Source organism: Thiocystis violacea (genome assembly GCF_016583565.1).
Taxonomy (GTDB): Bacteria; Pseudomonadota; Gammaproteobacteria; order Chromatiales; family Chromatiaceae; genus Thiorhodococcus; species Thiorhodococcus violaceus_A.
On the sequence record NZ_NRRF01000077.1, the window covers coordinates 1 to 18,196 of the forward strand.

The window sequence follows — 18,196 nt, forward strand, 5'->3', positions numbered from 1 at the left end:
CCCTCCGCCCGCCGGCTCGATCCCGAGCTGGTAATCAGCTCGCAGGTCGACACCAGGCAAGCGGCACAAAAGCGGAGGCCGCCTCGCGGCGGCCTCCGTACTCACAACGGCAGACGCTGGGGATCAGTCGTCAGCGCGATACTTCTTGTGGCATGCCTTACAGGCCTGTCCCAGCTCACCGAAGGCCGTCTTGACCGCGCCCGGATCACCCTCTGCGGCAACCTCGGCGAGGTTGTCAGCCGCGTCCTTGAAATCGGTCGACAGCTGGCCGACCTCTTCCATGTTCTGGAACAGCTCGGGCTTGACCCGGGTCTTGACGCTACCGACATCCTTGTCCGTGCCCGGCCCGAAGAGGGCGCCCATGCCGGAATTGGCAATAGCGGCAATGGTATTGGCGGCTGCAGCGACCTGGTCCGGGTTGTACTCCCCGTCCAGGTTCGCCTTGATCTTACCCATGTTCCAGCCCATGAAGGTATAGCCGGCCTGGCGGGTCTCGATCTGCTCTTCCGGTGTCAACGCCCCCGCGAGGGCGCTGCCTGCAAGTACCACGGCGACGAGACCAAGGGCGGTGCTGGTAAGGATCGGTTTCATTCAACAATCTCCGTTTCGATTGAAAGTCAGCTTGATTCAAGTCAGTTTCAGACTCGATTTACTCGCGATTCGCCCCTCCCTGGAGAGCCGAAAACGCACCTTCTCGCGAGCCGATGAGCAGCGACCCGCCCCTTCTTGCGCGATGCTCGGACCGCGCCGTCCAGTCACAAACCGCTCCTCGGGCCGACCGGGCATGAGGTCGGCCTCTCACCCGATCGCGAGACAGCCCCGTCAGGGATTCGCTGCCGCCTGCTCGAAGACAGGCAAGGGCATCCGCAGGGCAGCGCAGATTGCCCGCAGCAGCTCGAGCTCGGCGGCGGCGACCTGGCCATCGGCCATCACGGTCGCCGCCATGGCACCCAAGAGCCGCTGTTTGTCCGCGAGACGGACCCCGTCGAGCTTCTCGAGCGCCGCGTCGAGTCGGCTGGACCATGCCTGATTCAGCCACTCCGAGTCGAGCCAGTCCTCTTTGATGGTGTTTATCGCCTCAGGTTTCACGCCCAGACGCTTTAATCCCGCAATAAGTGCGCAATGGGCGGAGCGCGAATCGGCGTGACCCTGATGCGCCAGGATGGTGAGCAGATCCAAGACCTCGCGCGTGCTCTCGGACAGCTTACCGCGCCCACCCAGGCCGCCGTGTGACGGATCGAGGACATCCTCGATCTGCCGCGCCAGCAGCTTGGCGATGGCGTATTCGAACAGCTCCACCCGCCCATCGGCGTGAATCAGCCGATCGACGAGCGCGCGCAGCGTCGTGAGGTCACGCTCGGGTCGGCGGCGCAGCGTCGGAAAGGCGATCTCCAACAAGGGGATGCGCAGCTCGGGCTCCAGCTCGGGGGTCTCGCTCAACAGCATCTGGAGCTGTCGCTCCGTCTCCTGACCCAGGGCCTGGGCGACCATGAGGAGCTGAGACTCGCGCACCTCGGGATCACGATCGATCAAGAGGTAACAGATCACCGCCAGCGCCCACTCATGAGAATGGGCCGCGCGCTCCAGGGTGCGCGGGATGGCGGCCGCCAAGAGTCCGGCAACCATCACCTGCCCGAGACCTGGTTGGCCGATCCTGTCGATCAAGGTCTCGGCGTCCAGCCTGAAACCGCCCGCCCCGCCAGGCGCCGCCTTGCCCTGCTGCTCGCGGGCGACATCCTCGCCGCTCAAGCGCGTCTGCGACTCCCGCTGCATCCGCGCCGCGATCTGCGTGAACTCGCGCGGGTCGAACCTGGGCTGGATGGCCCGGATTCGATCGACCAGGGGCGGATGCGTCGCGAACAGCTGACTGGAGAAGCCCTTCGAGAAGAGCATGTGCGAGACCTCCTCCGGGTCGGCCTGGAGCACCGAACCGACACCCGATGCGCCGATCTTCTTGAGCGCCCCCGCGAGGCCGTCCGGCTGGCGCGTGAACTGCACGGCCGAGGCATCGGCCAGATACTCGCGCTGGCGCGACACCGATGCCTTGATCAGCCGACCGAAGAACAGCCCCACATAGCCGACAGCCACCAACGCCAGACCCATGGAAACCACGCCGCGGTCGTTCCGGCTCAGAGACCGACGCCCCGAGCCGAGCAGGAAACGCCCGATCAGCGCCAGCACCAGTATCCCGAACAGCAAGCCCATGAGCCGGATGTTCAGCCGCATGTCGCCGTTGAGAATATGGCCGAACTCATGGGCGACGACGCCTTGCAACTCATCGCGACTGAGGGTCTCCAGGGCACCCTGGGTCACGGCAACGGCCGCGTCCGACGGCGTCCAGCCCGCGGCAAAGGCATTGATCCCAGGCTCGCGATCCAGGACATAGATCTCCGGCACCGGCACACCCGCGGCAATCGCCATCTCCTCCACCACATTGCGCAAGCGACGCCTCAGCGGGTCCGTCGTGTCCGGTGTCACCAGCGTGCCGCCAAGCCCGCGGGCCACGGCCCCGCCACCGCCGCGCAAGGTGAGGATGCGGATCTGGCTCGTCAGCCCGATGCCACCCGCCGTCAGCAGGGAGACCCAGAAGAGCAGCCCTAGGTTCGGGTCGACATAGGTGTCATAGAGCCCAGGGGCCTTGCCGCTCTCCGCCAGCCGCATGGTGCGGTCGACATCGGCCAGGTTGTGGTAACCGCCGAAGAACAGCAGCGCCACGCCATCGACCAGGACGACGATACACAGCAGAGCCAGCGCGAAGAGCCCGACCAGACCCCAGGTCCGGCGGCGTGCCCGAGCCTGATGCTCGAAGAAATTCATCGGCGCGGCTTACTGAAACGCGACCTGAACCGCCTCGCGCTTCGCGGGCGCCTCGATCTCCAGGAGCTGCGCGGGCTGGAAATTGAAGCTGTTGGCGATGAGGTTCCCGGGGAACATCTCGCGCTGGTTGTTGTAGGCCATGACCGCATCGTTGAAGGATTGGCGCGCGAAGGCGACCCGATTCTCCGTGCTGACCAGCTCTTCGGAGAGCTGCATCATGTTCTGATTGGCCTTGAGATCCGGATAGGACTCCGACAGCGCGAACAGCCGGCCGAGCGCCCCGGACAGCCCCTGCTCCGAGGCGGAGAGCTTGCGCATCGCATCCGCGTCGGAGGGATCCGCGGCCGCCTGCCGAAGGTTTCCAACCGCTTGGTTGCGCGCCTGGATCACCGCCTCAAGGGTCTCCCGCTCGTGCTGCATGTAGCGCTCGGCGACCTTCACCAGGTTGGGAATGAGGTCATAGCGCCGTGTCAGCTGAACGTCGATCTGGGCGAAGGCATTCTTGTACCCGTTGCGCCCGGCGACCAGTCGGTTGTAGAGAACGATGACAAGGATCACGAGTACGACGACGACCCCAAGAAACACCCATCCCATCTTCAATCCCCCTCTGAGCGAAGCCGGACCCCAGCGATCCGGCCCTGAGCCAGTCTAATCCCAATCCCCTTCGATGCGCTTGCCGAATCCGCGGCGGACCGATCGCCTCATTCGGGACGTCAGTCACGGTTCGCCGCCGATTCCGTCATTAGGATAGGCCCACATGTCTGGACTGGTGTGGCTGCCGAAAACAGCGTCCGGAGTCCTTCACCCTCACGCCAACCGTCAGCGGTTTCGCGGCGGCGCGAGTCGGCAAGAACGCACAGCGGCCAAGATCGACGCCAACCAGAGCGGGCGCGGCCGCGCCCAGCAGTCCCGCCCGTCAATCGTTCAGTGCTCATAACGAGGGTGCTGAAGACCGCCACCAACTCGGCAGCGGAAGGCGCCAAGGGCAAGTGTGACTCGGACCCAAGGGTGAGGGATCCACTGATGCGAATGGAATCCCGCAAACAAGCGACGTTCATCTGTGAGGGTTGCATCGGCGATCGCCGCGCGCGCGCCCGACGCGGACTGATTGAAACCTGTCGGCCAGAGAACGCAGGAATAGACCCTTCGAGGGGTGGACCCATGGAGCGATTCGTGACCTTGTCGGTGCCGCCAGCGCATGAGGCGACCTCGGACGCAAGGCGCCTCACCAAGCGTCTCCGGTCCTCTTCGGGCCGGCGGCATCTCCCGCGCATCACCCCAGCGCGTCACCGCACGGGGACCCTCTCATGACCCTCGTCGAGGCCGTGGAGGATGCAGAGGACGCCCCGGGGCATCGTCTCCCGGGCCGGATGGAGCTCGCCTTCGTCCTGCCCGCAAGCAGCAGGCTCCGAGTCATCGCCCCAACGCACGCCAATGACCCGGGCGCCTTCCTCGCTCACCAGGTCGCGCGTGTTCCCAAGGATCTGAGGGCGCATGTGCAGCGCGTCATCTTCCACGTCGGCGGGACGAACGCCAGCGGCAGCTATGCCGCCCTGGTCGACCTCTTCATTGCGCTCGGATCCAAGGGCATGCCGCTGCGCCAGCGGATGCTGGACACCGCCAAGCGCCTGCTGAACCGCGGCCAGTACCAAGCGCTGGTGGGCAAGCTCGACAGCGGCCTGCGCGCGACCGATTCCATCCCTTGCGCCCCGGCGTCCATGCTCAGCAAGGGCACCCGTGGCACAGGGACCCTGGTCGAGCGCCTGGACCGCCACGAAACACCCCATCTGCAGGACCCGCTCGACGAAGCCCGCAGCTACCTGGAATACGGGCAGCTGGACGAGGCGCGGACCCTGCTCGAAAGCGCGCTGCTGAGCGAGCCGTCCCGCATGGAGCTGCACCTGGAGCTGCTCGCGATCTACCGGGCAACCCTGGATCTCGAGAGCTTCAGTGCGATGTGGAAGCTGCAGGATCCCGCGCGCAATCCGGCCGCCGATGCCTGGCTGGAGACGGCGGACAACCTGAGCACGCAGGTGATCGCCGGCCACTAGCCCGGCCATCCAGCCGAGCGCGGATCGACCGATCATCCACTCACGACACTGGCAACCCTCCCATCACGCGATGACGAACAGGACCACAGGCTTATGTTGCAGATGACAGAACGCGCCAGCCCCGGGGGTGCGGAGGTCGGGGGCGAGGACGTCGCCCCCGCCGTCTGCAGGATCAAGGCGCTCGGCTTCGACCCGCGCATGCAGAACGCCATGGAGCTGCTCTTCAAGAGCCGCTTGAACGGTCGCTTCGTCTTCGCGGAGACCGATGAGGCGGATCTCCATCTGATCGACCTCGATAGCTACGGCGGCCGTGATCTGTGGATCAAGCAGGCCGAGGCCAGCCCCAAGCAGCCGATGATCCTGCTCGGGATGCGGGAGGTCGACGTCAAGGGCAACACGCACTTCGTGCGCAAGCCCTTGAAACCCCAGGAGCTCATCGCCGCCCTGACGGCCGTGGCCGACGCGATCAGCGGCGGCTCGACGGGTGCGGCGAGCGCGCCGCACTCCGCCGATGGCACCCCAGCACAGATGCCCTCCGCCAGCACCCCCGACGCGGAGTCGGCGCCGCCGAGTCGACCGACGCCCGTGTCGATCAAGCCACGGACGCCGAGCGAAGACGCGGATGAGGGCACCGCGCCCGCAACCGCGCGCCGCTCCGTCGGGCAGCGGCTGGCGGAGCACGATGCCAAGACATTCATCGGTTTGGCGCCGGACATCGACCCCAAGGATGCGGAGCAGGTCGCCAAGACTCAATTCGAGCCCGACGCCTATCTGATCGGCCGGCTTCGACAGGCGCTCAAGCTGGCGGCAAGCAACGGCCGGGCGGTCAGACTGGAGCTGGAGCACGGCTCCATCACCCTGGTGCCGGGCACGGGGCAGGCGGTGATCGACCTGCAGCACTTCCAGCTGCGCACCCTGGCCGTGGTACCGCTGACCGAAGAGAACAGCAGGCTGCGATTCGTCGCTCCCGCCGAGCTCGCCGAGGCACCTCGACACCGGATCTGGCCGCTCGAGTCCTTGCTGTGGAACGCGGCCTTGCTCGCCTCGCGTGGACGCGTTCCCCTGGGTACGGACCTCACGGCAAAAGTCAGACTCAAGCGCTGGCCGAATCTCACCCGCCTCGCGGTCTTTCCCAGCGCGGTGCGCATCACCGCCTTCCTGTCGCGCGATCCGGTCTCACTGATCGACGCAGCCAGAATCCTGAAGATTCCGCAGCGTTGCGTCTTCGCCTTCTTCACGGCGGCAGACGCGCTCGGCCTCATGGAGGAGGTCTCAACAGCGCAGACGGCGGGCAAGGGTCGCAAGCTCGACCTCCACCCGGCGCCCGAAAGACCGGCGAAGCCTGGCCTGCTTCATCGGATCCTCTCGCATCTGCGCCGTTGATTCGGACAACGAGCCAACCTCCTTCATCGAGACGAAGCGCACCGCATGCCAGATCACAAAATCATATTCACCGGCCCGGTTGGGGCGGGTAAGACGACGGCCATCGCCTCTGTCAGCGACGCCCCCGCCGTCTCGACGGACGCACGCGCGAGCGACATGACCCGATCCATGAAGTCCACCACCACGGTGGCCATGGACTACGGGCTGATGAAGCTCGAGGGTGGCGAGAAGGTCCATCTCTACGGGACGCCCGGGCAGGAGCGCTTCGACTTCATGTGGAGCATCCTCACCGAGGGCGGGCTGGGGCTGGTCCTGCTGATCGACGACTCGCGCCCCAATCCGCTCGGCGACATGGAGTTCTTCGTCAACGCCTTCGACGGCTTCATCCGCGAGACCCAGCTCGCCGTCGGGATCACCAAGATGGACCTCGGCGCCGGCTCGCGGCTGCCGGTCTATCACGACTATCTACAGCGCGCCGGGCTCCTGGTCCCGGTCTTCGAGGTCGATGCGCGCAAGCGCTCGGACATCACCATCCTCCTCGAGGCGCTCTTCTTCGCCCTCGACCCAGGACTGGAGGTGGACTGACGTCATGCGCTATCGCTTGCTCGATCGTCAATTCGTTCTGCCCACACCGGCGGGTGCCTTCTACAGCGTGGCCGACCCGCAGCCGGATCCCCCGCGCCGCCTGCTGCAACGCCTGCTCAGCACCGAGTCCAGCCATTCGCTCGCGCTCGACGCCTTGATCGACTGGGCCGACGCGCAGAGCGAGGACGAGGCGCTCGACCTGCTCTACCACCTTCAGACGCTGGGCTGGATCGAGGGCTTCACGGACCCGCAGACGGCACCGGCCGGTGCGCTCGAAGACGTGCTTCCTGGTCTGCTCGAACCCCTTTCGGCCGCCGGCAAGGCGTTGCTCGCCGATGCTCAGGGCTTCTACGTGGCCTCCGCCGGCTTCAACCACGAAACCGCGGTGGAGCTCTCGGCCGCCAGCGCGGACCTGGCGTCCCTGTACGAACGCCACAGCGGCCTGCTCAAGCGCAACATGGGCCTGGGGACCAGCGCCTGGGCGCTGGTGGACGCCGCGGGCAACAGCCAGGCCGGCTTCTGGCCGCTCTACATCGCCGAGCAGCGCTTCGTGCTCATCATCGGTGGCGTGCCGCACCTCAACCAGCCGGCGCTGACCGAACTCATCTGGGCGTTGAGCAAGCGCTATGCGCGCTGAGGTCTGGCGCTCGTCAGACCCGGATGACAGACATTGAACGTGCACGCGGGCGACGTGCATGTGACTCCCGAGCCGTCCGTCGAGCCCGTGCTCGGCGGGAGTCCCAGCAATCCTCCGGCCGCTTCACCGAGCCGGCGCGATTCCTGGTCGTGATGGAGCGGGGCCTGAGATCGACCGAGGCCCCTGTATTCGCCTTTGAAACCAACCACTGCAACGCAGGAAAGAAGAGGAATTCACAATGCGCGCTGACATGCTCAATTCCGTGCTCGGAGAGCTCAATGGCACCTCCGCCGATATCGAGGCCTCCGGCGTCATCTCGACCGACGGCCTGATGATGGCCTCGCAACTGCCCGCCAGCATGGACGAGGACCGTGTCGGCGCCATGAGCGCGGCCATGCTCTCCCTGGGCGACCGGACCGCGCAAGAGCTTGCCCGCGGCGAGCTGGAGCAGGTCCTCATCAAGGGTGCCAAGGGCTATGTGCTCATGACCCACGCCGGCCACGACGCCGTGGTCACCGTCATGGCCAAGCCCAACGCCAAGCTGGGCCTGATCTTCCTGGATGTGAAGCGTGCCGCCGAGCAGATCAGCAAGTTGATCTGAGCCGCCGGCCGCCGGGTCGGCCGCGCCTTGTTCGACCAGCTTGGTGGGTCTCGATCCCGCCGCAGCCGTCGAGTCAGCGCGGAACTGACCGCTGCAACGCAAACGCCGGTCTTGGCACCGGACTTCAGTGACATCAGAGATCGCTCATGACCGAAGGACAACCCATGACCCAAAGAGACCTCTCACCCCAGGAAACCGTTATCGCCTCCATTTCCAACGCCATCACCTTCATGATGGGCGCTGGATCCAAGATCGCCATGCGCGAGGCCGGCAAGCAGGCCAGCACCTCGGTCTGGCCTGAACTGCCGAGCAACGCCTCCTTCGAAGACGCCGGGCGCATCATGCATGACGGCATCGCGGCGCTGGAGGGTTTTGGCGACTTCAGACTCACCAGCCAGAATGAGGACGGCTCCTACAGCATCGAGTTCCGGGACTGCGCCTTCGCGCAGTTCACACCGCACAGCGGGCAGCCCTGCGGTCAGCAAGCCATCTGCTACTTCGGCTTCGGTCTCGTGGAAGAGACCCTCTACCGCCTGACCGGCAAGAAGGTTCAGGTCAAACTCATCGAGCGGGACGAGGCGTGCGGCGTTTGCCATGAACAGGCGATTCCCCGCTGATCCCCGAGGCTTCATCCGCGAGGTGTTCCGATGGACGGCACGGCGTTTTTTCTACTGCGGTTGAACGACCACATTCAGTACCTTAGAAAGATCCAGGCGACCCTGGACGGCAAGGGGGACTTCCGCGGGACGGATTTCCACGCGTGCAAACTGGGAACCTGGCTGTACGGAGCTGGACCCGCTGAAGCGGCCGCCGCCGGACCCGAGGCCGCAGCCCTATTCGACAGCCTGATCGAGCCACACCAGCGCTTCCACCAGGCCAGCCACGAAGCCATCGCAAGGCAGGAGGCCGGCGATCCCGCTGGCTCCAGGGCCGCGGTCACGGAGATGATGACCCTGTCCGCCACCCTAGTGGATACCCTGCTCGCCTTGGACAAGGCCGCCAAAGGCTGACCAGGCGCTCTGGAGCCGGCATGAGAAACATCCCCTGCAGCCCCCCGTGTGACGCTCAGCGCGGCGTGACGGGTGGGCGTAGCAGGGTCGAGTGGCGACACCCATCCGGCCGCCTGGCCAGGATTCCGAAGCCGAGCAGCCCCGTAAAACACCATGGACATCAGCTCCGCCAGCGTATATCCTTGCACGCTTGCTGTCGGCCGACCCAGTCTCCGACAGCGCCTTGGAGAGGTGCCGGAGTGGCCGAACGGGCCTGACTCGAAATCAGGTGTACGCGCGAGCGTACCGTGGGTTCGAATCCCACCCTCTCCGCCAAATCAAACATTTAAGATTAGCGCTGTGGTCGCCAAGTGTGTGGACAAGCGTGGATCGCGCGACTCGCGCAAATGAGTCTTTCAGTCGCTACGAAAAGCAGCGGCAGCCAGTTAGATGCGGGGTGGAGCAGTCAGGCAGCTCGTCGGGCTCATAACCCGAAGGTCGTAGGTTCAAATCCTGCCCCCGCTACCATAGAGAAAAAAGCCGGCCGAGTGCCGGCTTTTTTGCGCGCGAAGGGTTTGGTGTCAGGGCATCAGAGCCACGCAACCGACGCGCCGCCTTGCTCAGCATCTCCGCCCGCGCGAACTGGAGCAGACGGAGGAGAGGGCATCGGATCCGCCTCGGGGGAAAGACATCAGTTCATGACCGTGCCACCCAGGTTCGCGGCGGCCTATGACGAACGCGCGCTTGGATCCTGACTACCGGACACCACCAAAGTCAGCCAAACCCATAGCCGCGCTCCACCCAGTAGTGCCAATCGCCGATGGCTTCGCGCGTACCTTCATCGGCATCCACCGCGTCGAGCTGCGCCAAGGGAAGACCGAGCGAGCGCCCCTGCCAGGTCGTCAAGACGACCATCTCGCATCGACAGTCACCCTCCTCGGCCAAGCGATCGACGCTAACCTCCTCGCCGATCCGCAAGGGGGAAGCCGCCCGCTCCCGCGTGCAACGCGCCCTGAAGGGAAAGGTCAGCTTGTCGTCGAGATAGTAATACCAGCCCATGGCTTGCTCCTCGTCATCATAGGCGTCTACGACCACCTCCATCATGATGCGATGCTCACGCGATTCGTCTTGTTCTCGGGTTGTCATCGAAAGGTACCTGCGGCGAATTGCGGGGACAGGGCGAGCGCGACCTCAAGGCTCAGCACCCGCCCTTCAGAGGAAAAGTCTGCATCAGGCTCGCGACGAGGCCCCAGGAGCATCCAAACAGCATTTCTTGTACTTCTTGCCACTTCCGCAGGGGCAAGGATCGTTGCGACCGACGGATTGACGCGCTGGAATCCGCAACACGCGACGAGGGTTCCGAGCTTGATAGCCTCGATACAGTGCCTTCAGCCGAGCATGGTTGCGTCGAAACAACGACGCGTAGGTATCGGTCTTCAAGTCTGCGGCGATCCGGCGCAAAAACCGCGGATCCTCTTCTCCCGGAGTATCGATCCGCCAGCTCTTGGTGCGATAGTCGAAGAAGATCGCCGGGGCGTCCCTGACCGGATCCGTCGCCTCGGATGGCGCGACGAGCTCCAATAACACCAGCAGCACATCGGTGCAGGCGCAATCGGATTTGACGCAATAGAGCTCTTCGAGCTGAAAATGCCGACCCTCGATCTCGATAAACTGAAGCTCGGCGTACGGCAGAACCTCATGGAAGCGCACCAAGGTGAAGTCTCGCTCGATGCCATCCGCATCGAAGTTCGCCTTGATCTCATCATCGGGGGTTTCCTCCGTGACTCGGCGTTTGTGCGCGTGGAAGATGCGCGTCAATAACGTCCAATCCTCGGCGCTCAAGGCATCGACAAAGGCCGCGCCGATCCGCGGCCCCACGCCGGCCTGTCGCGAGCCCTCGGCATCCAATTCGCGCTTCTGGACGTCGATATCGAACTCAAAAGATGGCGCCAACCGCTCTGCCCGATCCGCGTCGGCACCCAGGTCCAACGGCTCCGGCAACAGGCCCACATGAATCGCGCCACAGCGACACACCGGGTTGTCGCAGAAGCTAAATCCGAGATGATAGCTCTGGCCCGCAAGCTCGCCGGAATCAGGCGGAAAGGCGACCGCGAATCGACTTCCCGCGGGTGTCTTGATCTCTGTCAGCATGGACTGTCACCGCGATGGAATTGAAGGAATGGACGGACTGATGAAGGCGAGGATGCCGGAGGGCTCTTCGGCGAAACGACCCGTGCTGGTTCGACAGCCTCTGCGCGACGCAAGGAGACAGACTGTCAGGGTTTCAGCCTCGATGATAGCCCGAGCCGCGCGCGCAAGAGAATGCTGCCTCGATCATCATGCCAGCCGGTCAGGCGGATGCCCGATAGGGCGATCCGCCTCTGCGACGCTGGGGGCGACTTCCGAAACCTTCCGCGTCCTCAAGGACGGCGAATACCGCACCCGATGACTGTTGCTCGAAGCCTGGAATCAGCAGGCACGCAATCCGATGGCATGCATAAGATCTCCGGTCCCAAGGCAGACGCCCTGATCGGCAAACGCACGCTCAAGCCGAGCGCGCGCAAGTCCCGCGCAACCGCCGATTGTCAGCGCAACGCCGGATCCCTACACTGTCGCTGAATCGCAGCATGTGGCGTATTGATCCACACCCGCCGCGATCCGGCCTTGCCGTCAGCTCCTCAGGTCACTCCGACCACGGGTACCCTCATGACAGCTCATCAACCGATCGGTGTCTTCGACTCTGGTCTCGGCGGCCTCACCGTCTTGCGCGAGATCCGCCGGCTGTTGCCACACGAGAATCTGCTCTATGTGGCGGATTCGGGACATGCGCCCTATGGCGACAAGCCGATGGCGGCGATCGAGGCACGATCCCTCGCCATCACGGAATTCCTGCTCGATCACGGGGCCAAGGCGATCGTGATCGCCTGCAATACCGCCACTGGAGCCGCCGCGCGCCTGTTGCGGACGCGCTATCCGGTCCCGCTGGTGGCCATGGAGCCGGCGGTGAAGCCGGCGGTGGAGCGCACGCGCTCGGGCGTGGTTGGCGTGCTGGCGACGCGCCAGACACTCGCGAGTCATAACTTCTCGGTGCTGCTGGATCGCGTCGGCCGCGGCGTGGAGGTCTTGCGTCAGCCCTGCCCCGGTCTGGTCGAGCGCGTCGAGGCCGGCGACCTGGACGGGGAGCGCACGCGCGCGCTGCTGGCGCAATACCTGGAGCCGCTCCTGGCCCGTGGGGCCGACATGCTCGTCCTCGGCTGCACCCACTATCCCTATCTGACGCCGCTGATCCAGGAGCTTGCCGGTCCCACGGTCCAGGTGCTGGACTCAGGCGCGGCGGTCGCGCGCCAGGTTCAGCGCCGACTGGGCGAGGCCGGTCTGCTCGCGCCGGCTGATCGTGTGGGCGAGGAGCTGTTCTGGACCAGCGGAAACCCCGCCGACATGCACGGCCTCATGACCAGGCTTTGGGAGAGCGACGTCGTGCTGCATCGCTTGGGCACGGAGAGCGCGCCCAGGGCCACCAGGCCGGCCGGGGATCTGGTGCTGGAGAGCGTCTAGGCGAATACCTGGAACTGCCCCGAAGGCGGCCCATGCGTATCGGCAGGATGGACGGGGGTGCTTCGCGTCCTGTTTTCGCTCCCGTCCGCTCGGCATGAGACCTTCGCGAGGCCGGGAGCGATCGGCTATTCTGAGCGGACTTCGAGGCTGGGAGACTGGACACCATGGGGCGGAGACTGATCGCGCACATCGCCGGACGCAGGCTGACGCTCGGCGCCGGCCTGTGGCTCATGCTGCTCGCGATCCCGATCGCCTCGGCCGCGGAGCCCTGTCTCAAAAACGTCTTCGGGCGCTACTGTCTCGGCGGCGAGATCGACCAGGCAGTGCGGTCCATGCCGCCCCCCATCGCCCGCGAGTCCAAGGGCAGCAGTCTGGCGCTGGTGTTCCCCGACGGCTCGGACACACTCTACCTGCTCGCCGACAGCGGTCGGATCTATAAGGTTGTCCGCGCCTACGCGATCTCGACCCAGCTGCGCTTCGACGACATCTACAAGGATCTGCGCCAGATCTATGGCGATGGCGAGGATCGCAGCCGCTTCCCGGCCTATGCCAGCTCGCCAGCGGCTCGGCTCGCCTCCATCCGGCGCGGCGAGGGCCGCGCCATCCATGGCTGGAACCCCTCGCCGGAGTGGTCGATCGAACTCTCCTGGACGCATGAACTGGGCGTCTCTCTCGCCTACATCGCCACGGCGCTGGCGGCGAAACGCGCCGCCCAGGTCGAAAGCGGTCTTTGATCCGGCGCGGAGCGTCCGCGCCCCCTTCAGACAAGCCTCACACCTTGAGCTGGGCGACAAGCCGCTCAGCCGTCTCGTCGACGTCCGTCAGCACCACATCCAAAATCTGATTGGGCGCGGGCATCGGCGTCCCGACGAGGCGCACCGGCAGATAGTTGGGGGTGTATCCGGCGCGCGAGCCCTCCGGGTCATCCTGTTGACCACCTTCAACGAGCAAGGGCACGGATGTGCCGACCTGTGCGCGCATGACCGCGCGCTTGGAGCGTCGCGCAAGCCGCTGCAGCGCTTGGCAGCGCGCCTTCTTGGTGGCGGCATCGACGGGATCGGGCAGGCTGGCGGCCAGCGTGCCGGCGCGCGGCGAATAGCTGAAGACGTGGATATGGCCGAACTGCATGGCCTCGACGAATTCCAGCGTCTGCCGCCAGTCCGCATCCGTCTCTCCGGGAAAGCCGACGATGATGTCCGTGGTGACGTTGAGGTTCTGGACGACCTGCCGACCCAGCGCGACGATGCGTGCAAACTCGGCGGTCTTGCAGCGCCTGGCCATGCGCCTCAGCACGGCGTCCGATCCGCTCTGCAACGGCAGGTGGAGGTGTGGCATCAGACGGGGGCTTTCGAGCAGCGGCCAGAAGCGATCCGGCAGATCCCAGGGCTCCAGTGAGCCGATGCGGATCCGCGCAACATCCGTCTCGGCGAGGATGCAGCGGATGAGCGACGCCAAATCCCCACCCAGGTCGCTCCCGTAGCCGCCAAGATGAACGCCCGTGAGCACGACTTCGTCGATACCGCTCCGCTGCAGGCGATTGATGGTCTCGATCACCTCGGCGACCGGCCGGCTGCGCTCCTCGCCGCGCGCCTGGGTGGTGATGCAGAAGGTGCATTGGTAGCGGCAGCCGTCCTGCACCTTGACGAAGGCGCGCTGCCGACCGCGCCGAAACAGCGGGCTGGCGATGTCGGTGATCGCCAGCGCGGGCATGGCCGGAATCGCGAGCGCCTCCAAGGCGATGTCCACCAGACGCTCCTTGTCCGCATTGCCGACCACCAGATCGACGCCCGCCTCGCGCGCGAGCGCCTCGCCTTCCAACGAGGCGAGGCAACCGCTGATCACGAGCCGCGCCTCGGGGTGCGCACGGTGGCTCTTGCGCAGGATCTGGCGCGACTTGCGAACGGCCTCCTGCGTCACCGCGCAGGTGTTGACCACAATGAGATCGGCGGGCTCGTCCTCGGCGACGACCTCTAGACCCTGGCGATGGAACGCCTCGCCCCAGGCCTCCAGCTCCGCCTCGTTGAGGCGACAGCCCAGGGTCTGGAGCTTGACGCGTCTGGGCCGAGTCATGCGATCACGCCAAGGGCGCCGGCGCGGCAGTGCATCGAGGCATCAGGCGAACGCGGTCTGCCCATCGCCAGGCACGCTCGGCGGTGGCGGCGGCGTCGGCGAGTTCTGATGCAGCACCAGAGACCAGCCCTCGGCGCCACGCCGAAAAACATTGGTGGCATAGATCGGCGGCGGAGCCTGGCCTTCGCGTTGCCCCAGACTGCGCTCTTCGACCAGATGAATCGCAACATCATCGCCCTCGATCCAGGTCAGGTGGCGCACCTGGATGTCGAACCGCGCCCCTTGCTCGAAGATGGCCCGCCACAGACGCTGGACCTGGGCGCCGATCGCCATGGGGGTCATGGGCAGGAGACATGCAACCTCGTTCGAGGCGTCCCAGATCCGGGGCATGGCGTCGGCGTCGCCGGACTCCAGGGCATCGTAATAGGCGTCTTCGGCGTCTTGCGGCGTCGCGAATGGCATGGCGGGAGAATCCTCGCGGTTGGTTGGAGTGGAGCGACGCCGACTCGGCGGGCGCTTGGAATCAAGAGCCCGCCGCCGCGGCGGCGGATCGGCGCATGCCTAACGGTACAGCGGCGGCGTGGAGCTGTCTCTCGGGATACGCAGCCGAATATGCCCTTCACTCACTTCACGGGACACTTGGTCCAGCCTGGCATCGACCGGCAGCCCGAGGCGGCGTGTCGTCGTGCCGCGCGAGACGCTGTAGCTGCGGCGATAACCCTCGCCGCCCGCCAGCGTATCCTCCTGATTGGTTTGGATGGCCTTGTCGTAGGAAATCACCAGACCACGACGCGCCGGGCGGATCTGGATCTGCTCCGGGTCGATGTTCTCGACGCGGATGTCGATCAGGTAGTCGTCGCCGTCCATGCCCCGCGCGATGTCGAGACGCGGAATCATGGGCATCGCCCCGAGCGGCCGCTGATAGCCGCCCCAGCCGCCGCCCCCAGGGGGTGACGGGTTGGCGACGGCGGGCTGCCCCTGACCCTCGCCCGCGAGCGGCGCAGCCGCCTCACCGCCATAGGGCGTTGGCCACCAGCCGCCTGGGTAGCCGGGCGCCATGGGAGCCGGCGGCATCCCATAGGGCTGACCGTAGAATCCGGGATAGCCGCCGTAGACCGGCGGCCCGCCCATGTCCTGCGCACAGAGCGGCCAGGCGCTGACCAGTGCCGGGATGGCCGCGAAAAGGGTCACGGATGCAATGGATGTCTTACGCATGGAAGGCCCCCGCATGCAGTGCTGCGTCGTGGATGAAACTGATAACTGACAACTGACACCTGACACCTGACAACTATAAATGACCAAGCGGTCACAGACGTACCCGCCACGTCGGACGCGCGTCCCGGTCGATGAGCCCGTGACCGATCAGCCAGGCACGGGCGTCCTCCGCATCCTGCTCGAACCAGGCCCGCGCGGATCCGAGCCTGAAGCTATAGCCCCAGTCGTCCATGTCGGCGAAGATGCGCTCGCGGCCCGCGCCGGGAATGGCGTCGGCGAGCAGGATCTGCAGGTAGCAGACCGCGTCCTCTTCAGCATCATCGCCTCCCGCATCCGTGTGCAGCCGCGCGCGCCTGTCCTGGTCCATGCAGATCCAATGACAGGCCTCGTGAAGGATCGAGTGCAGGGGTGTGGAACGGCGCGCATAGAGCCGGTCGCCGACGAGCCCGGCCTCGAAGTCGCCCCAATAGGAGCCTGGGATGGTCTCGGTATCCTCCATACGCAGGTAGCCCAGACCGAAGCGGCCCAGGAGCTCCCGAATTCGGCTGTCGTCGGCGAGAATGAGCAACTGCTGCCTCCTGTTTCCAACTGGTCCACGCCCATGCCTGAGAATCCGCTGTCCCTACTGCTCGAAACGACCGACTTCGCCTGGCGGCGCCCAGCCGCCGCTGCCACCGAACTGACGAGCATCCACTGGCGCGCGGACCAATGCGACGCCGGCTCCATCCTCTTCTTTCAGCGCTTCGACGACGGCAAGACGGACGCGGAGATCTGCGCGCGCTATCTGACGAGCTGCCCCTGCTCCGCGCTGGTCACCAACCGCATGCTCGACTGTTTCGACGACCTGCCGGCGAAGGCGCTCTACGTCACCCGACCAGGCGAGTGGGCCGAGGTGATCCGCCGCTTCTGCGACATCCTCTATCCCTTGCGCCCGGAGCTGAGATTCATCGGCGTCACCGGCACCAATGGCAAGACCACCACGGTGAAGTACCTGGAATCCATCCTCGCGGCCCATGGCCAGCGGGTGCTCTCCATCGGCACGCTCGGCGTCTTCCGCAACGGCGAGCGGCTGGTCGAGACCGGCTTCACCTCCCCACCGCTGATCGAGCTGCGCCGTCTCCTGCACAGCCACCAAAGTGCGTGCGATGTGGTGGTCATGGAGGCGAGCAGTCACGCCCTGGATCAGGGGCGGGTACAGGGCATCCCCTTCCTGAGCGCCGGCTGGACCAACTTCACCCAGGACCATCTCGACTACCACCACGACGAGACCGCCTATTTTAACGCCAAGGCACGCATCCTCGACGGCATTCAAGACGGCGGCCGGCTCTATTGCAGTAGCGCGGCCGTGGCCGAGCGGCTGGCCGGACAGACGGCGGGCCAGGTTCCGATCGAGTGGATCCCACCCGCCAGCCCAGGCGCCGAAGCCCTGGCGGCCAAGCCATTCCTCGCGCTCGCGCACAACCGGGAGAACTACGCCCTGGCGAGCGTCCTGGCCGATCTGGCGCTTGGGAGCACGGACGGCGAGCATTGGCGGCACCTGGAGGCCGTCGATGGGCGCTTCGAGTGCCAGGTCTTCGGCAACCGGACCATCGTCATCGACTTCGCCCATACCCCGGATGCGCTGGAGACCATTCTGACGGCCATTCGCCACGGTTTCCCCGCGGCGCGGGTGCTGACGCTCTTCGGCTGCGGCGGGGATCGGGACAAGAGCAAGCGTCCGCTCATGGGCGAGGCCGTCGCGCGGCACTCGGATCGGGTCATCGTCACCTCCGACAACCCGCGCACGGAAGACCCCGAGCGCATTATCCAGGACATCCTGCCAGGGGTTCCCGAGTCGATCCGCGAGGTGGTCATCGAGCGGCCCGAGGCGATCGCCCACCTCTTCGATCTGCTCGCCGCGAGACCGGCCGATGAGCCCTGGGTGGCGGTGATCGCCGGCAAGGGGCATGAGCGCTACATCGATCGTCATGGACACAAGACCTATTACAGCGACCAGGACGAGGTCGCGCGCAACGCCGCGCGACTTGGCTGGAGCTGAGTGGCGGGTCGCGATCCCGGCGTAGGATGGGCAAAGCCCCCGCGATGCGCTCTGTTCCGAGCGCCGCGAGTCGGCGGGCCTGCCCATCATCCCCGCACCGTGCCCTGCAAACCGCCGTGGGAGCGCCGCAGGGCGAGCGCGTATAATATTTTTCAAAAAGAACCGGTTGCGGCAGTCTATCGGGAAACAGCCTCAGGAGGTTCCCATGTCTGCCAGTATTGTCGATCATTTCGCCCCCCTTAACGACCCGCGCGT

General features: G+C 65.7%; 19 protein-coding genes and 2 tRNA genes. 12 read left to right on the forward strand and 9 right to left on the reverse strand.

What is annotated here, in order from left to right:
* Window positions 1–123 precede the first annotated feature (123 nt).
* The 3 genes from CKO23_RS20500 to CKO23_RS20510 all read right to left on the reverse strand — a co-directional run bounded on the left by CKO23_RS20500 (window position 124) and on the right by CKO23_RS20510 (window position 3,411).
* Entirely contained in the window at window positions 124–591 is a 468-nt protein-coding gene (locus CKO23_RS20500) for a c-type cytochrome (RefSeq protein WP_200334280.1), read from the reverse strand.
* A gap of 231 nt (window positions 592–822) precedes the next feature.
* Entirely contained in the window at window positions 823–2,817 is a 1,995-nt protein-coding gene (locus CKO23_RS20505; protein ID WP_200334282.1) for a M48 family metallopeptidase, read from the reverse strand.
* Between the two features lie 9 nt (window positions 2,818–2,826).
* Window positions 2,827–3,411 carry a LemA family protein gene (locus CKO23_RS20510; protein ID WP_200334284.1) on the reverse strand — a complete coding sequence of 195 codons (585 nt, stop codon included), beginning with the start codon at window positions 3,409–3,411 and terminating at the stop codon, window positions 2,827–2,829.
* A gap of 713 nt (window positions 3,412–4,124) precedes the next feature.
* On the opposite strand from CKO23_RS20510, the gene CKO23_RS20515 reads away from it, so the two are divergent.
* The 9 genes from CKO23_RS20515 to CKO23_RS20555 all read left to right on the forward strand — a co-directional run bounded on the left by CKO23_RS20515 (window position 4,125) and on the right by CKO23_RS20555 (window position 9,591).
* Window positions 4,125–4,868 (forward strand): type IV pilus assembly protein FimV, encoded by a 744-nt coding sequence (locus CKO23_RS20515; protein ID WP_200334286.1) that lies wholly within the window; start codon window positions 4,125–4,127, stop codon window positions 4,866–4,868.
* A gap of 93 nt (window positions 4,869–4,961) precedes the next feature.
* A complete protein-coding gene (locus tag CKO23_RS20520; RefSeq protein ID WP_200334288.1) occupies window positions 4,962–6,251 on the forward strand; it encodes a hypothetical protein in 1,290 nt (429 codons plus the stop codon).
* A 45-nt stretch (window positions 6,252–6,296) separates the two neighbouring features.
* Complete coding sequence (locus CKO23_RS20525) at window positions 6,297–6,836, forward strand: GTP-binding protein (RefSeq protein WP_200334290.1); 540 nt, start codon at window positions 6,297–6,299, stop codon at window positions 6,834–6,836.
* 4 nt (window positions 6,837–6,840) lie between these two features.
* Entirely contained in the window at window positions 6,841–7,473 is a 633-nt protein-coding gene (locus tag CKO23_RS20530; protein ID WP_200334292.1) for a hypothetical protein, read from the forward strand.
* A 238-nt stretch (window positions 7,474–7,711) separates the two neighbouring features.
* Window positions 7,712–8,074: a roadblock/LC7 domain-containing protein gene (locus CKO23_RS20535; protein WP_200334299.1), complete on the forward strand. Its 363-nt coding sequence runs from the start codon at window positions 7,712–7,714 to the stop codon at window positions 8,072–8,074.
* 164 nt (window positions 8,075–8,238) lie between these two features.
* A complete protein-coding gene (locus CKO23_RS20540) occupies window positions 8,239–8,691 on the forward strand; it encodes a hypothetical protein (protein ID WP_207168635.1) in 453 nt (150 codons plus the stop codon).
* A gap of 30 nt (window positions 8,692–8,721) precedes the next feature.
* Window positions 8,722–9,084, forward strand: a complete 363-nt coding sequence (locus tag CKO23_RS20545) for a CZB domain-containing protein (protein ID WP_200334303.1) — start codon at window positions 8,722–8,724, stop codon at window positions 9,082–9,084.
* 225 nt (window positions 9,085–9,309) lie between these two features.
* Window positions 9,310–9,399: transfer RNA gene (locus CKO23_RS20550), tRNA-Ser, on the forward strand.
* Between the two features lie 115 nt (window positions 9,400–9,514).
* Window positions 9,515–9,591, forward strand: a tRNA-Met gene (locus tag CKO23_RS20555).
* 246 nt (window positions 9,592–9,837) lie between these two features.
* Here CKO23_RS20555 and CKO23_RS20560 read toward each other — a convergent pair.
* Together CKO23_RS20560 and CKO23_RS20565 are read right to left on the reverse strand one after the other, a co-directional pair.
* Window positions 9,838–10,209: a calcium-binding protein gene (locus CKO23_RS20560; RefSeq protein WP_200334305.1), complete on the reverse strand. Its 372-nt coding sequence runs from the start codon at window positions 10,207–10,209 to the stop codon at window positions 9,838–9,840.
* A gap of 84 nt (window positions 10,210–10,293) precedes the next feature.
* Entirely contained in the window at window positions 10,294–11,214 is a 921-nt protein-coding gene (locus CKO23_RS20565) for an SEC-C metal-binding domain-containing protein (RefSeq protein ID WP_200334307.1), read from the reverse strand.
* Window positions 11,215–11,769: 555 nt separating this feature from the next.
* Here CKO23_RS20565 and murI point away from each other — a divergent pair.
* Complete coding sequence (murI, locus tag CKO23_RS20570; protein ID WP_200334309.1) at window positions 11,770–12,618, forward strand: glutamate racemase; 849 nt, start codon at window positions 11,770–11,772, stop codon at window positions 12,616–12,618.
* 164 nt (window positions 12,619–12,782) lie between these two features.
* Entirely contained in the window at window positions 12,783–13,352 is a 570-nt protein-coding gene (locus CKO23_RS20575; RefSeq protein ID WP_200334311.1) for a hypothetical protein, read from the forward strand.
* Between the two features lie 37 nt (window positions 13,353–13,389).
* On the opposite strand, the gene mtaB is transcribed toward CKO23_RS20575, so the two are convergent.
* From mtaB to CKO23_RS20595, 4 genes are all read right to left on the reverse strand, one after another.
* A complete protein-coding gene (gene mtaB / locus CKO23_RS20580; protein ID WP_200334321.1) occupies window positions 13,390–14,688 on the reverse strand; it encodes a tRNA (N(6)-L-threonylcarbamoyladenosine(37)-C(2))-methylthiotransferase MtaB in 1,299 nt (432 codons plus the stop codon).
* A gap of 42 nt (window positions 14,689–14,730) precedes the next feature.
* Window positions 14,731–15,150: a YybH family protein gene (locus CKO23_RS20585; protein WP_200334322.1), complete on the reverse strand. Its 420-nt coding sequence runs from the start codon at window positions 15,148–15,150 to the stop codon at window positions 14,731–14,733.
* A gap of 99 nt (window positions 15,151–15,249) precedes the next feature.
* Window positions 15,250–15,903, reverse strand: coding sequence for an Hsp20/alpha crystallin family protein (locus CKO23_RS20590; protein WP_200334324.1), 654 nt, complete (start codon window positions 15,901–15,903; stop codon window positions 15,250–15,252).
* Window positions 15,904–15,994: 91 nt separating this feature from the next.
* Window positions 15,995–16,471 (reverse strand): hypothetical protein, encoded by a 477-nt coding sequence (locus CKO23_RS20595; RefSeq protein WP_200334326.1) that lies wholly within the window; start codon window positions 16,469–16,471, stop codon window positions 15,995–15,997.
* Window positions 16,472–16,504: 33 nt separating this feature from the next.
* On the opposite strand from CKO23_RS20595, the gene CKO23_RS20600 reads away from it, so the two are divergent.
* On the forward strand, window positions 16,505–17,941 hold the full coding sequence (locus tag CKO23_RS20600; RefSeq protein ID WP_200334328.1) for a Mur ligase family protein: 1,437 nt from the start codon (window positions 16,505–16,507) through the stop codon (window positions 17,939–17,941).
* Window positions 17,942–18,196: the final 255 nt, after the last annotated feature.

Excerpts from the sequence above, each read along its gene's own strand:
- CKO23_RS20530 (WP_200334292.1), top strand. The coding sequence starts at position 6,841 with ATGCGCTATCGCTTGCTCGATCGTCAATTCGTTCTGCCCACACCGGCG.
- CKO23_RS20540 (WP_207168635.1), top strand. The coding sequence starts at position 8,239 with ATGACCCAAAGAGACCTCTCACCCCAGGAAACCGTTATCGCCTCCATT.
- CKO23_RS20515 (WP_200334286.1), top strand. The coding sequence starts at position 4,125 with ATGACCCTCGTCGAGGCCGTGGAGGATGCAGAGGACGCCCCGGGGCAT.
- CKO23_RS20565 (WP_200334307.1), bottom strand. The coding sequence starts at position 11,214 with ATGCTGACAGAGATCAAGACACCCGCGGGAAGTCGATTCGCGGTCGCC.
- CKO23_RS20525 (WP_200334290.1), top strand. The coding sequence starts at position 6,297 with ATGCCAGATCACAAAATCATATTCACCGGCCCGGTTGGGGCGGGTAAG.
- CKO23_RS20575 (WP_200334311.1), top strand. The coding sequence starts at position 12,783 with ATGGGGCGGAGACTGATCGCGCACATCGCCGGACGCAGGCTGACGCTC.
- CKO23_RS20560 (WP_200334305.1), bottom strand. The coding sequence starts at position 10,209 with ATGACAACCCGAGAACAAGACGAATCGCGTGAGCATCGCATCATGATG.
- CKO23_RS20500 (WP_200334280.1), bottom strand. The coding sequence starts at position 591 with ATGAAACCGATCCTTACCAGCACCGCCCTTGGTCTCGTCGCCGTGGTA.
- murI (WP_200334309.1), top strand. The coding sequence starts at position 11,770 with ATGACAGCTCATCAACCGATCGGTGTCTTCGACTCTGGTCTCGGCGGC.
- mtaB (WP_200334321.1), bottom strand. The coding sequence starts at position 14,688 with ATGACTCGGCCCAGACGCGTCAAGCTCCAGACCCTGGGCTGTCGCCTC.
- CKO23_RS20510 (WP_200334284.1), bottom strand. The coding sequence starts at position 3,411 with ATGGGATGGGTGTTTCTTGGGGTCGTCGTCGTACTCGTGATCCTTGTC.
- CKO23_RS20585 (WP_200334322.1), bottom strand. The coding sequence starts at position 15,150 with ATGCCATTCGCGACGCCGCAAGACGCCGAAGACGCCTATTACGATGCC.
- CKO23_RS20535 (WP_200334299.1), top strand. The coding sequence starts at position 7,712 with ATGCGCGCTGACATGCTCAATTCCGTGCTCGGAGAGCTCAATGGCACC.
- CKO23_RS20545 (WP_200334303.1), top strand. The coding sequence starts at position 8,722 with ATGGACGGCACGGCGTTTTTTCTACTGCGGTTGAACGACCACATTCAG.
- CKO23_RS20600 (WP_200334328.1), top strand. The coding sequence starts at position 16,505 with ATGCCTGAGAATCCGCTGTCCCTACTGCTCGAAACGACCGACTTCGCC.
- CKO23_RS20505 (WP_200334282.1), bottom strand. The coding sequence starts at position 2,817 with ATGAATTTCTTCGAGCATCAGGCTCGGGCACGCCGCCGGACCTGGGGT.
- CKO23_RS20520 (WP_200334288.1), top strand. The coding sequence starts at position 4,962 with ATGTTGCAGATGACAGAACGCGCCAGCCCCGGGGGTGCGGAGGTCGGG.
- CKO23_RS20590 (WP_200334324.1), bottom strand. The coding sequence starts at position 15,903 with ATGCGTAAGACATCCATTGCATCCGTGACCCTTTTCGCGGCCATCCCG.